Origin of the sequence: Rhizobium sp. CB3171, from assembly GCF_029714265.1 — a bacterium.
Classification (GTDB): domain Bacteria; phylum Pseudomonadota; class Alphaproteobacteria; order Rhizobiales; family Rhizobiaceae; genus Rhizobium.
Window position 1 is genome coordinate 47,215 of the sequence record NZ_CP121652.1, and the last position, 12,024, is coordinate 59,238.

Genomic DNA, 12,024 nt, shown 5'->3' on the forward strand with positions numbered 1-12,024 from the left:
CATGGAACGGCTTTCGGGCAAGGTTATCCTCGTCTGGGGTTTCAAGCGCGCATTTCTCGCCATCGTTGCCGGAGCAATCGGCGTCCTCGCCTTGCCGCCCTTCGGCTTCTTCGCGGCGATGTTCGTCTCTTTCACGCTGCTTGTCTGGCTGCTGGATGGCGCTGCCGCCGGTCCCGATAGCGGCTTCCTTGGGCGCCTCTGGCCGGCTTTTGCCATCGGCTGGCTGTTCGGTTTCGGTTATTTCGTCGCCGGTCTCTGGTGGCTCGGCCATGCGCTTCTGATCGATGCCGATGCGTTCGCCTGGGCGCTGCCGCTGGCGATCCTCGGTCTGCCGGCGTTTCTCGCGATTTTCTATGGCGTGGCGGCGGCGCTGGCCCGGCTGCTCTGGTCCGACGGCATGGGGCGCATTGCCGCACTCGCCTTCGCCTTTGGCCTGCTGGAATGGCTGCGCAGCTTCCTTTTCACCGGCTTTCCCTGGAATGCCATCGGCTACGGCGCCATGCCCATTCCGCTGATGATGCAATCGGCGCATGTGATCGGCGTGCTCGGCGTCACCGTGCTTGCGGTCTTCGTTTTCGCGTCCCCGGCACTACTTGGAACGCGCCAGGGGCGGGTGCCGGGGATCGGGCTCGCCGCACTCATCGCCGCCGCGCATTTCGGTTACGGCTATTATGCGCTCAGTCTGCCGGAACCCCTGGCGAGCGGCGGCAAGACGGCGCCGGTGGTGCGCATCGTCCAGCCCGCGATCGACCAGGAAGCCAAGATGGACACCGATGCCGACCGCGCCGCGATCTTCGACAAACATCTGTCGCTCTCGGTGCAGCCGCCCATCAATGGTGGCAAACGGCCCGACATCATCGTCTGGCCGGAGACCGCTATCCCCTTTATTTTGACGGATAATCAGGACGCGCTGACCCGCATTGCCGATCAGCTCGACGATGACCAGATCCTGATCACCGGCGCCGTTCGCGTCGAGGACATGGGTCCCGGTCTCGAGCCGCGCTATTACAACTCCATCTATGTGATCGACGGCCGCGGCCAGATTATCGGCGCTTCCGACAAGACCCATCTTGTGCCGTTCGGCGAGTACGTGCCCTTCGAAAACATCCTCGGTTATCTCGGAATTCAGAATGTCATCGAGTTGCCGGGCGGGTTTTCAGCGGCCGCCAGCCGGCAGTTGCTGACGCTGCCAAGCGGCGTCAAACTTTATCCGCTGATCTGTTACGAGATCATTTTCCCGAACGAAATGACACCGGAAATCCGGCAAGCCAACGCCATTCTGAACGTTACGAATGATGCCTGGTTCGGCGACACGCCAGGCCCCTATCAGCATTTCCTGCAGGCGCGGGTAAGGGCTGTCGAACAGGGTTTGCCGCTGATTCGCAGCGCCAATACGGGTGTTTCGGCCTATGTCGACGCTCACGGACGTTTGATTTCCGGAATCGACTTTAATGAGCAAGGATTTGTCGACGCCACTTTGAGTAGCGCAACCGTGTCGCCTATCGACGATAGGATACGAAATGCATACTTCTGGTTGGCAATCGGGGTAGTCGGTATAATCGCTGTGATTTCACGCATGGGTTTTATTTCAAGGGCGAATTGACCAAAAAACCCTAAAATTGCATAGTGGTTGTTGTCTGCCTTTTGAACGTAGACTAGAAGCCGGGTGGGGCGTCGGCTGCAACGTAGCGTTATAGGGGTGGTTAAGGGCACCGGATGGCAGGACCTGAATTCAACCTATGTTAGGGCAATTATGATGATTGAGAACAAAAAGAAGCCGAACCCCATCGACATCCATGTCGGTAGCCGCATCCGCCTCCGCCGTACCATGCTGGGCATGAGCCAGGAGAAGCTCGGCGAGAGCCTCGGAATCACCTTCCAGCAAATTCAGAAGTATGAGAAAGGCACCAACCGCGTTGGCGCCAGCCGTCTTCAGAATATTTCCAGCATTCTTAACGTTCCGGTTTCCTTCTTCTTCGAGGACGCGCCGGGTGAGCATGCGGCAACCGCCGGCGGCATGGCCGAGGCTTCCAGTTCCAATTATGTGGTCGATTTTCTCTCTTCCTCGGAAGGGCTGCAGCTCAACCGCGCCTTCGTGAAAATTTCCGATGGCAAGGTCCGCCGCAAGGTGGTCGAGCTTGTCAAGGCCCTCGCAGCCGAGGCCGACGCCGAATAAGCGTTTTTAAGCAGCGCTGCAGTGGCAAAGTCGCAAGGCGGTCATTTTGGCCGCCTTTTCCATGTTTATGGCAAAATTTTATCACTTTCGCCGGGATATAAAGATATATTTATGTCCTTCTGTGGCTTGTTTTTCGCGCTCGAGACGAATATCAAAAGCGGAGATTTGTTCTTTGAGGGGAATCCCATATGCGCGCGAATTATCTGTTTACCAGCGAGTCTGTTGCCGAAGGTCACCCGGATAAAGTCTGTGACCGCATCTCCGACGAAATCGTCGATCTGGTCTACCGCGAAGCGGCAAAGACCGGCGTCAACCCCTGGGGCGTGCGCATTGCCTGCGAGACCCTTGCCACCACCAACCGCGTCGTCATCGCCGGCGAAGTTCGTCTGCCGCCGAGCCTGATGAAGAAGGACAAGGACGGCAACGACGTCATCAATCCCTCGAAGTTCAAGGCCGCTGCCCGCCGCGCCATCAAGGATATCGGCTACGAACAGGACGGCTTCCACTGGAAGAAGGCGCGCATCGACGTTCTCCTGCACTCGCAGTCCGCCGACATCGCCCAGGGCGTCGACAACGCCGCCGACCAGCAGGGCGATGAAGGTGCTGGCGACCAGGGCATCATGTTCGGCTACGCCTGCCGCGAAACGCCGGACCTCATGCCGGCGCCGATCTACTATTCGCACAAGATCCTGCAGCTCCTCGCTGCCGCCCGCAAGAAGGGCGACGGCGAAGTCGCCAAGCTCGGCCCGGACGCCAAGAGCCAGGTGACCGTTCGCTACGTCGACGGCAAGCCGACCGAAGTGACCTCGATCGTTCTTTCCACCCAGCATCTCGATGATAGCTGGGATTCGGCGAAGGTTCGCGCCGTCGTCGAACCCTATATCCGCGAAGCTCTCGGCGAGCTGAAGATCGCGGCCGACTGCAACTGGTACATCAATCCCACCGGCAAGTTCGTCATCGGCGGTCCGGATGGTGATGCCGGCCTGACAGGCCGCAAGATCATCGTCGATACCTACGGCGGTGCTGCACCGCACGGCGGCGGCGCCTTCTCCGGCAAGGACACGACCAAGGTCGACCGTTCCGCTGCCTACGCTGCGCGCTACCTCGCAAAGAACGTCGTAGCCGCCGCTCTTGCCGACCGCTGCACGATCCAGCTCTCCTACGCCATCGGCGTTGCTCAGCCGCTGTCGATCTATGTCGACCTGCACGGCACCGGCAAGGGCGTCAGCGAAGACCAGATCGAAGCGGCGATCCGCAAGAACATGGACCTTTCGCCGACCGGCATCCGCCGCCATCTCGACCTTAACAAGCCGATTTACGCGAAGACCTCGGCTTACGGCCATTTCGGCCGCAAGGCAGGCCGCGACGGCTCGTTCTCCTGGGAGCGCACGGACCTCGTCAAGGCCCTGAAGGAAGCTGTGAAGACCCGGGAAGCTGCATGATCGATACCGAGCGCCGGTCGCGGGCGACGGAAGCATTCTTCGGCCGGCGCAAGGGAAAGCCTTTGCGCGGCCAGCAGGCCGAAAGGCTGGAAGCGCTGCTGCCGCAATATATCGTCGATCTCTCTGCACCGGCGCCGCAGCCGCTGAATGATCTGTTCCCGGTGCAGACCGAGCGTCTGCGCCTGGAAATCGGCTTCGGCGGCGGCGAACACCTGATCCACCGGGCGCTGGAATCTCCGGCGACCGGCTTTATCGGCGTCGAGCCCTTCGTCAATTCCATGCAGAAGCTGCTTGCCCGCGTCGACGAGACCGGCGCGCGCAACATCCGCGTCTATAATGACGACGCCACGCAACTGCTGGATTGGCTGCCGGAGGGCTGCCTCGACCAGATCGATCTGCTCTATCCCGATCCCTGGCCGAAGAAAAAACACTGGAAGCGCCGCTTCGTCTCGCAGGTCAATCTCGATCGCTTTCACCGGGTCCTGAAGCCCGGCGCCCTCTTCTGCTTCGCCTCCGACATCGACACCTATGTCAACTGGACGCTGCAGCACTGCGCCGCCCATGGCGGCTTTGAATGGACGGCAAACAATGCCAGCGACTGGCTGACGCCTTATGAAGGCTGGCCCAGCACGCGCTATGAGGCAAAAGCCCGGCGCGAGGGACGGTCTTCCGCCTATCTGACGTTCAAGAGAGTTTAAGCGGCAATCCCGCCTCTCGCAATTTCGTGGCACGAAATCGCTCAAATCCTCCCTTCTACCCGTTAGGGTGAAGGAGCTATTGCCATGTGCATGTCAGCCAGCTTGGAAGGTGGAGTTACACCTTCTCCTCCGAGGGAGAAGGACGCGCGTCAACGCCAGTTGAGAGGGGCATTACACGGGGATAGGAATGCTCTGACGCAATCGCGGTCGCAGCGCCTCGATCAATTAATGGCAGGCAGCCTCAATGAAGGCTGACCGTCTTCAGCTCGTCCTCAGCCGCTTTGTAAAACGTGCTGGATCGGTTGTCAGTCAAAAGGATCGGGGTGCCATCGGCGCCGAAAAGCGCCCAGAGGTCGACGTTCGGATCGATGTCCGGCGCCTCGGGAAAGCAACGGGACACTTCGTCCGAATGGATCTTTCTGACATAGGCAACCTCACCCGCACCAATATTGGCGAGTTCGGATTGAGTCAGGCGCGCAGTGGCTTCTCTCAAAAGCATGTTCGTACCTCCAGCATGAGGGACCAGCGGCAATCTGCCGTTGTCTTACTGTGATACCGAAATGTTAATTTTCTTTACCATCCGGTCCGGTTCCGGCCGAATGAGATCGACGGAAAGCAGGCCGTTCTTCAAGACGGCGCCGAGCACCTGCATGCCGTCTGCCAAAACGAAGATGCGCTGGAACTGACGGGCCGCAATGCCGCGATAGAGATAATCGCGCTCCTCATGCTCCACCTGCCGCCCACGGATCAAAAGCTGGTTTTCTTCCGTGGTGATATCGAGCTCGTCTTCCGAGAAGCCGGCAACCGCAAGCGTAATGCGCAGGCGCTCAGGCTCGCCCGAGAGGCGGTCGGCCCGCATGCGTTCGATATTGTAAGGGGGATAACCATCGCTGACCTTGGAAATCCGCTCCAGCGTCTTTTCCATGGTGTCGAAGCCCAGAAGCAGAGGGCTGGCAAAGGGAGTGGTCCGGCTCATGTCTCAAGTCCTTGGTGTCAAGCGACCTTTCCGGACCTGATCTTTCAGCACCCGGTTACGTGTAATATGGGAGCAGGGGCGGGGGAGTGCAAGGAGGCGCGGCCTTCGCATTTGCGAGATTACTTCCGGTATCGCAATGCCAATGGCCACGCCGGCATCCGGCTGCTTGACAAAGCTTAAACGGGCTCGCATCAAGACTGCCAAGCCGCACCGGAGGAAAGCCACAGAGATGACCGAGCCCAGAAAAATTATCATCGATACCGATCCCGGCCAGGACGACGCCGCCGCGATTTTGCTCGCCTTCGGAAGTCGTGAGGAAATCGACGTGCTCGGCATCACCACGGTCGCCGGCAATGTGCCGCTGCGGCTGACGAGCCGCAACGCCCGTATCGTCTGCGAGCTCTGCAACCGTCGCGACGTTAAGGTTTTTGCCGGCGCCGACGCGCCGCTCAAGCGCAAGCTTGTCACCGCCGAACATGTCCACGGCAAGACCGGCCTCGACGGCCCTGACCTGCCGGAGCCGACTATGGAGCTTCAGCCCGGCCATGCCGTCGACTTCATCATCGAGACCCTGCGCAACGAGCCGGCCGGCGCGGTCACGCTCTGCACGCTCGGCCCGCTCACCAATATCGGGCTCGCCTTCCAGAAGGCGCCCGACATCATCGCCCGCGTCCACGAGCTGGTGATGATGGGCGGCGGCTTCTTCGAAGGCGGCAACATCACGCCTGCGGCCGAATTCAATATCTACGTCGACCCGGAAGCGGCCGATGTCGTCTTCCGCTCCGGCGTACCTGTCGTCATGATGCCGCTCGACGTGACCCACCAGCTTCTGACCCGCAAGGATCGTGTGGCTGCTATCGCCGCCGTTGGCACTGCTCCGGCCAAGGCCATGGTCGAGATGCTGGAATTCTTCGAGCGTTTCGATATCGAAAAATATGGCTCAGACGGCGGTCCGCTGCACGACCCCACCGTCATCGCTTATCTGCTGAAGCCGGAGCTTTTCAAAGGCCGCGATTGCAATGTCGAGATCGAGGTTACATCGGAGCTGACCGTCGGTATGACCGTTGTCGACTGGTGGCATGTCACCGACCGTAAGCGCAACGCCAAGGTCATGCGCCATGTCGATGCAGACGGCTTCTTTGCGCTGCTGACCGAGCGCTTTACACGCATCTGACTTTGCTGCCGCAGGAATATAAAAAGGCCGCCGGATCGCTCCGGCGGCCTTTTCATGCTTTTTCATTAGTCGGCTTAGAATTCTTCCCATTCACCCTGCGCCAGCGCATTTGCACCCTGGGTCTGCGGACGCACCTTGCGCGCTGGAGCGGCGGCCGGGGTAGCATTGCGGGTAGGGGCTGGGGCCGGCGTGCGCATCTGCTGAGCGGCAGCGCGCAGCGCGGAGGCATTATCCTGGCTGCCATGCGATACGCGGAAACGGGCGACAAGCGTTTTCAACGTCTGGGCCTCGTCGTTCAGCGTAACGCTGGCGGCGGTGGTTTCTTCCACCATCGCGGCATTCTGCTGCGTCACCTGGTCCATCTGGTTCATGGCCGAGTTGATTTCCTTCAGCCCGATCGCCTGTTCGCCGGCAGAAGCCGAGATCTGGCGGATGAGGCCGTTGATCTCCATCACTTGCTCGGCGATCTTGTGTAGCGCATTGCCCGTGCGGCCGACGAGATCGACGCCTTCCTTGACCTGGCCGGCCGAGGTGTTGATCAGGGTCTTGATCTCCTTGGCGGCATTGGCCGAACGCTGCGCCAGTTCGCGCACTTCCTGCGCCACGACCGCAAAGCCCTTGCCGGCTTCGCCGGCGCGTGCTGCTTCGACACCGGCATTCAGAGCGAGAAGGTTGGTCTGGAACGCGATCTCGTCGATCACGCCGATGATGCGCGAAACTTCCTGCGAGGACTGCTCGATGCCATGCATGGAGGAGATCGCCTTCTGCACGATCTCGCCGGAGCGTCCGGCATCCTCGGATGCCGCGTTGACGCTGCTGGCAGCCGTGCGGGCATTTTCGGCGCTGGAATTGACCTGAGCCGTAAGCTGGTTGAGCGCTGCAGCGGTTTCTTCCAGACTTGCCGCCTGCTGCTCGGTGCGGCGGGCAAGGTCCGAGGCGCTGTTGCTGATCTCGCCCGTGCCGCTGCCGATATTACCGACGCTGAGGTTCATCGTGTGCACCGTCTCTTCCAGGCTGGCGAGTGCGGCATTGAAGTCCTGCTTCAACTGGGCGTATTCGCCGGGGAATTCCTCGGCGATGCGGTGGCCGAGATTGCCCTTGGAAAGCTCGGCCAGGCTCTGGCCGAGAATGGTGACGATGCGCCGCTGCAGCGCCACGGTTTCGCTTCGCTCCGCTTCCGAGCGATAACGTTCGCCTTCGGCTGCACGGCGCTGGTCGTTGGCCTCGGCCTCCAGCCGCTTGGTATCGGCAAGGGCGAAGCGGAAGCCTTCGAGCGCCTTGGCGACCGAGCCGATCTCGTCGGCACGGTTCTGGCCCTCGACGGGTTCGGCATAGTTGCCGGCGCTGAGATCGTTGACGCTGGCGACCAGTCCGCCGAGCGGCTTCTGTACGAAGGCGCGCACGGCGGCGTAGAGCGCCAGCATGACAGCAACCAGCACGAGGACGCCGCCGATGATCATCATATAGGTCTGGTCGCGCACGGGCGCGGCAATCGCACTGTGCGGCACATCGACGAGGACGACCCAGGTGGCATTGAGGCCGGGCACGGCGAACGGATAGACCACACGGTCGAATTCTTCTCCGCCGTTATCGCTAAGGTTTTTCACCAAGCCCGTCGCCGACGAGGTCAATGCCGCCTTGATGGCATCGGCGCCCTCGCCGCTATAGTCCTTCATCAGGAGGTCCTTGTTCGGCGCCACCAGCCACTTGTTGTCCTGGGAGAGCAGGAGGACGCGGCCGGAACCGAAGGGATGGAGGTTCTGCAGTTTGACGGAAAGTGAAGCGAGCGAGATATCGACGCCCGAGACGCCGATCATCTTGCCGCCGGACATGACCGGATAGGCGATCGAGCTCATGGTCGTCGGAACGTCGGTGCCTTCAGCCATGTAAGGCGGGGTGATGGCGCCCTTGCCGCTGTCGGCGGCGAGCTTCCACCATGCGGCAGTGTAGTCGTTGTCGAAGGTGGAGAACTGGATGCCGCCATCCTTCGTCTTCGACCAATAGGGTGTGAACACGCCCTTGTCGTTGACGCCTTCGTCCTTGTTGTTGGCGAGTTCAGTTGTCTTGCCGTCGAATGTGCCGAGCTTTTCGCAGAACCAACTGCCGAAGGCGAAGGCGTTCTGCTCGACATTGGCCTTGAGGATATTGATAATGCCCTTGCGATCGAAGGTGTGGCCCTCGTGGCCGCGGCCGATGATGGCGGCCATGGAGCGGGCGGCGCTGGCGAGTTCGCCGACATTGGCGGCAATTTCATTGGAGATGGATTTGGCCTCGCTATTGGCCTGATCCATGGTGAGCATTTCCACGCGATCGCGCGTCTGGGAAATCAGCAGGAAGTTGGAGACGAACAGGACAAGCGCAATCGCTACCCCAGTGACCAGGATGAGCTTGGCCGCGAGCGACTTCATATGAAAGATGGACATCATTTCCTCGAGAGAACGATGCGCCGGATGCACATTATCCGGGGCAAGGTCGGCGCAGGGTGGCCCTATCATGGGGCCGCCGTGAGCGCCCGCCGCGGGGGAGCAAACCCAAGGCAGGCAGGAGGAGAATGATTGTGAAGCGCAAAAATTTAATTAATTTGTGCGGCTAGGAATGGTGGGTCTCAAAGACGCGCGGCGACGTCGCCTGCAACCGGAATCGATGGCTGCGCGCCCGGCTTCAGGCAGGCGAGCGAACCGGCGACCGCGGCCCGGCGCAGAGCCGCATGAAAATCCAGGCCCTGGTCGAGGCTGGCGGCAAAATAGCCGCAGAAGGTGTCGCCGGCGCCGACGGTATCGACCGGCTCGATGACGAGACCCTTGGCGCGCGAGAGTTCGCCATCGCGGATGGCAATGACCCCGTCGCCGCCGAGCGTGACGATCAGCGTCTGACCCGTTTCGCCATGCAGCCGGACTAGTGCCGCTTCGCGATCGCTGGCCGACATATTGTCCTGGCCTGCCAGCCTTTCGAATTCCGTCTCGTTGGCGATGACGATGTCGGCAAGGCGTCCGAGTCGTGCCGCGTCGGGAATGAGGGGGGCGAGATTGAGAACGGTGCGGATGCCCTTGGCCTTTGCCGCTGCAAGTGCCGTCTCGACGGCCGCGACCGGGATTTCGAATTGCAGCATCAGCGTATCGCTCGGGCCCAGCGCATCGACCACTGCGGTCGCCCGTTCGGCTGTTATCGTGCCGTTGGCGCCGGGCACGACGGCGATCATGTTCTCGCCATCGCCGCCAACGAGGATCAGGGCAGTGCCGGTCGGCTCGGAAACGTGGTTGACGGTGGAAAGATCGGTGCCGGCGGCGTTAAGCAGGGCAAGCGCAGGCTCGGCGAAACCATCATTGCCGACAGCGCCGGTCAAACGCACCGTCGAGCCGGCACGCCGCGCTGCCAAGGCCTGATTGGCGCCCTTGCCGCCGGCAGCGGTGGAAAAGCCGTTGCCCGCCACGGTCTCGCCCGGCTTCGGCAGACGGTCGGTGGTGGCGATGAGGTCCATATTGATGGAGCCGAAAATGGTGATCATGGGATGTTCCGCCCTGCTTGTTGATGTCGCATGATCCATTCAGAACCGATTTATAGGTTTGAGGATCATGCATTGATTTGGCGCGACACTGCCCGAAGCGATCAGTCCTCGTCAACCACCCTGAGCTTGAGTTGGCCGGTGCGGTTGTCGATCGGTTTCGGCCGGTCGTCGGTGGTCGCCTTCGTCGGCTCGCCGGCGGCCTCGAATTCCAGCGCTTCTATCCTCTCGCCGCGGCGTGCCAGCTTGTCGGCGGAGGTGACGATCATGTCGACATCCTTCTGCGCCATGGCGAAATGTCCCTGCAGCTTACGCACCCGCTCGTCGAGGCGCGAAAGATCGTTCATCAGATGCGCCACTTCGCCCTGGATCATATGCGCCTGCTCGCGCATGCGCTGATCCTTCAACACTGCCTGGATAACCTGGATCGACAGCATCAGCAGCGACGGCGAGACGATGACGATGCGCGAACGCTGCGCCTTCTGCACGATCGCTTCGAAATTCTCGTGGATTTCCGCAAAGATCGATTCGGAGGGGACGAAGAGGAAGGCCGTATCCTGCGTCTCCCCTTGGATGAGATATTTCTCGGCGATATCGCGAATATGCACTTCGAGGTCCCGACGGAATTGCTGCGCGGCGATCTTGCCCTGCTCGGGGCCTGTCGCTGCCGCGTTGCGGATGGCGTTCCAGGCCTCCAGCGGAAATTTGGCGTCGATGACCAGCGGCGGCGAGCCGTTCGGCATGCGCACGGTGCAGTCCGGCCGCGATCCGTTTGATAGCGTCGGCTGGAAGGCATAGGCGCCCATCGGCAATCCGTCGGCGATAATCGTCTCCATGCGTGCCTGGCCGAAGGCGCCGCGTGTCTGCTTGTTGGAAAGGATTGCCTGGAGGCCGACGACGTCCTTTGCCAGCGACTGAATATTGTTCTGCGCAGCGTCGATGACGGCGAGCCGCTCCTGCAGGCGGCGCAGGTTCTCGTGCGTCGAGCGCGTCTGCTCGCCGATCGTCGCCGTCACCCGCTGCGACATGCCGTCGAGCCGTTGATTGATGGCATGGTTGAACTCCGCCTGCCGCGAACCGAACACTTCGGTCATGGTGGCGAGCCGTCCCTGCATTTCCGCCTGCGCCCGGAGAAGCGCCGCCATATTGTGCTCGGCATCCTCGGCCCGCAGCATATCCTCCTCACCCCGCCGCCCATTGTTGTTGAGGACAAGGACGATAACGGCGATCAGCAGCAGGATGACAAGGCCGGTCAGAACCGGAACTGCCGGAATCTCTTGGCCGAAGAGCATAAAGGACATGATATCGGATACTCGTGGAACTCGTGCCTGCACCATAACAAAACTTTGGAGAATATCCAGATCAAAACGTGAACAAAATTTAGGGAGTTATGATCGACCTGAAGTCGCAAGCGTTGAAAAAACACCCTCCAACCGCCATCTAAATAATTCCATCGCACTGCAAGATGCGTTATGGGAAACTTCATGACGATCAAGCCACTCATCATTTTGCCCGATCCGTTGCTCCGCCAGGCCTCCGCGCCCATCGAGCGCGTCGATACCGAAGTCCAACGCCTTGCCGACGATATGCTGGCGACTATGTACGATGCGCCAGGCATCGGCCTTGCGGCCATCCAGATCGGCGTTGCCCGCCGCATGCTGGTGATCGACGTGTCGCGCGAGGGCGAGGACAAGCAACCGCTGGTCTTCATCAATCCCGAAATCGTCGCCTCTTCGGATGAGCGCTCGGTTTATGAGGAAGGCTGCCTCTCCATTCCGGATTATTATGCCGAGGTCGAGCGTCCGGCCCGCGTTACCGTCAAGCATCTCGACCGCGACGGCAAGGAACAGATCGTCGAGGCCGACGGCCTCCTCGCCACCTGTCTTCAGCACGAGATCGACCACCTGAACGGCGTGCTATTCATCGACTACATTTCGCGCCTGAAGCGCGACATGGTGATCAAGAAGTTCACCAAGGCGGCGAAGGCAAAGGCGCTCTGAAGGGAAGGTTGAAAAACCATCCGGGCAGGCCTATGATATCAGTGATATCAAATGGA

General features: G+C 60.7%; 11 protein-coding genes. 6 read left to right on the top strand and 5 right to left on the bottom strand.

Features of this window, described 5'->3' with window-relative positions; all coding sequences use genetic code 11:
• Position 1: 1 nt before the first annotated feature.
• The 4 genes from lnt (at position 2) to QA648_RS00250 (ending at position 4,316) form a co-directional block, all read left to right on the top strand.
• The gene (lnt, locus tag QA648_RS00235; protein ID WP_283048851.1) at positions 2-1,603 is read left to right on the top strand and encodes an apolipoprotein N-acyltransferase; all 1,602 of its coding nucleotides are present in this window, start codon (positions 2-4) and stop codon (positions 1,601-1,603) included.
• Positions 1,604-1,756: 153 nt separating this feature from the next.
• Complete coding sequence (locus QA648_RS00240) at positions 1,757-2,176, top strand: helix-turn-helix domain-containing protein (protein WP_104821842.1); 420 nt, start codon at positions 1,757-1,759, stop codon at positions 2,174-2,176.
• A gap of 188 nt (positions 2,177-2,364) precedes the next feature.
• Entirely contained in the window at positions 2,365-3,618 is a 1,254-nt protein-coding gene (metK, locus tag QA648_RS00245; protein ID WP_104821843.1) for a methionine adenosyltransferase, read from the top strand.
• Positions 3,615-4,316, top strand: coding sequence for a tRNA (guanosine(46)-N(7))-methyltransferase TrmB (locus tag QA648_RS00250; protein WP_283048854.1), 702 nt, complete (start codon positions 3,615-3,617; stop codon positions 4,314-4,316). The genes metK and QA648_RS00250 overlap by 4 nt, the downstream gene beginning before the upstream one ends.
• Positions 4,317-4,557: 241 nt before the next feature.
• Here QA648_RS00250 and QA648_RS00255 read toward each other — a convergent pair whose 3' ends face one another.
• Positions 4,558-4,815, bottom strand: coding sequence for a DUF1150 family protein (locus QA648_RS00255; RefSeq protein ID WP_104821845.1), 258 nt, complete (start codon positions 4,813-4,815; stop codon positions 4,558-4,560).
• Between the two features lie 45 nt (positions 4,816-4,860).
• Positions 4,861-5,292 carry an Hsp20 family protein gene (locus QA648_RS00260; RefSeq protein ID WP_283048856.1) on the bottom strand — a complete coding sequence of 144 codons (432 nt, stop codon included), beginning with the start codon at positions 5,290-5,292 and terminating at the stop codon, positions 4,861-4,863.
• 229 nt (positions 5,293-5,521) lie between these two features.
• On the opposite strand from QA648_RS00260, the gene QA648_RS00265 reads away from it, so the two are divergent.
• Positions 5,522-6,466 (top strand): nucleoside hydrolase, encoded by a 945-nt coding sequence (locus QA648_RS00265; RefSeq protein WP_283048858.1) that lies wholly within the window; start codon positions 5,522-5,524, stop codon positions 6,464-6,466.
• A gap of 74 nt (positions 6,467-6,540) precedes the next feature.
• On the opposite strand, the gene QA648_RS00270 is transcribed toward QA648_RS00265, so the two are convergent.
• From QA648_RS00270 to rmuC, 3 genes are all read right to left on the bottom strand, one after another.
• Positions 6,541-8,889 carry a methyl-accepting chemotaxis protein gene (locus QA648_RS00270; protein ID WP_283048860.1) on the bottom strand — a complete coding sequence of 783 codons (2,349 nt, stop codon included), beginning with the start codon at positions 8,887-8,889 and terminating at the stop codon, positions 6,541-6,543.
• 182 nt (positions 8,890-9,071) lie between these two features.
• Positions 9,072-9,971, bottom strand: a complete 900-nt coding sequence (locus QA648_RS00275) for a ribokinase (protein WP_283048863.1) — start codon at positions 9,969-9,971, stop codon at positions 9,072-9,074.
• Positions 9,972-10,072: 101 nt separating this feature from the next.
• Positions 10,073-11,269 (bottom strand): DNA recombination protein RmuC, encoded by a 1,197-nt coding sequence (gene rmuC, locus QA648_RS00280; RefSeq protein WP_283048864.1) that lies wholly within the window; start codon positions 11,267-11,269, stop codon positions 10,073-10,075.
• Between the two features lie 183 nt (positions 11,270-11,452).
• Between rmuC and def the strand changes: the two genes are divergently transcribed.
• On the top strand, positions 11,453-11,968 hold the full coding sequence (def, locus tag QA648_RS00285) for a peptide deformylase (protein WP_104821851.1): 516 nt from the start codon (positions 11,453-11,455) through the stop codon (positions 11,966-11,968).
• Positions 11,969-12,024: the final 56 nt, after the last annotated feature.

What these genes read in the sequence shown, in the direction of transcription:
- QA648_RS00240 (WP_104821842.1), top strand. Translation starts at nt 1,757, where the DNA reads ATGATTGAGAACAAAAAGAAGCCGAACCCCATCGACATCCATGTCGGT.
- QA648_RS00250 (WP_283048854.1), top strand. Translation starts at nt 3,615, where the DNA reads ATGATCGATACCGAGCGCCGGTCGCGGGCGACGGAAGCATTCTTCGGC.
- metK (WP_104821843.1), top strand. Translation starts at nt 2,365, where the DNA reads ATGCGCGCGAATTATCTGTTTACCAGCGAGTCTGTTGCCGAAGGTCAC.
- rmuC (WP_283048864.1), bottom strand. Translation starts at nt 11,269, where the DNA reads ATGTCCTTTATGCTCTTCGGCCAAGAGATTCCGGCAGTTCCGGTTCTG.
- QA648_RS00260 (WP_283048856.1), bottom strand. Translation starts at nt 5,292, where the DNA reads ATGAGCCGGACCACTCCCTTTGCCAGCCCTCTGCTTCTGGGCTTCGAC.
- QA648_RS00265 (WP_283048858.1), top strand. Translation starts at nt 5,522, where the DNA reads ATGACCGAGCCCAGAAAAATTATCATCGATACCGATCCCGGCCAGGAC.
- QA648_RS00255 (WP_104821845.1), bottom strand. Translation starts at nt 4,815, where the DNA reads ATGCTTTTGAGAGAAGCCACTGCGCGCCTGACTCAATCCGAACTCGCC.
- lnt (WP_283048851.1), top strand. Translation starts at nt 2, where the DNA reads ATGGAACGGCTTTCGGGCAAGGTTATCCTCGTCTGGGGTTTCAAGCGC.
- QA648_RS00270 (WP_283048860.1), bottom strand. Translation starts at nt 8,889, where the DNA reads ATGTCCATCTTTCATATGAAGTCGCTCGCGGCCAAGCTCATCCTGGTC.
- def (WP_104821851.1), top strand. Translation starts at nt 11,453, where the DNA reads ATGACGATCAAGCCACTCATCATTTTGCCCGATCCGTTGCTCCGCCAG.
- QA648_RS00275 (WP_283048863.1), bottom strand. Translation starts at nt 9,971, where the DNA reads ATGATCACCATTTTCGGCTCCATCAATATGGACCTCATCGCCACCACC.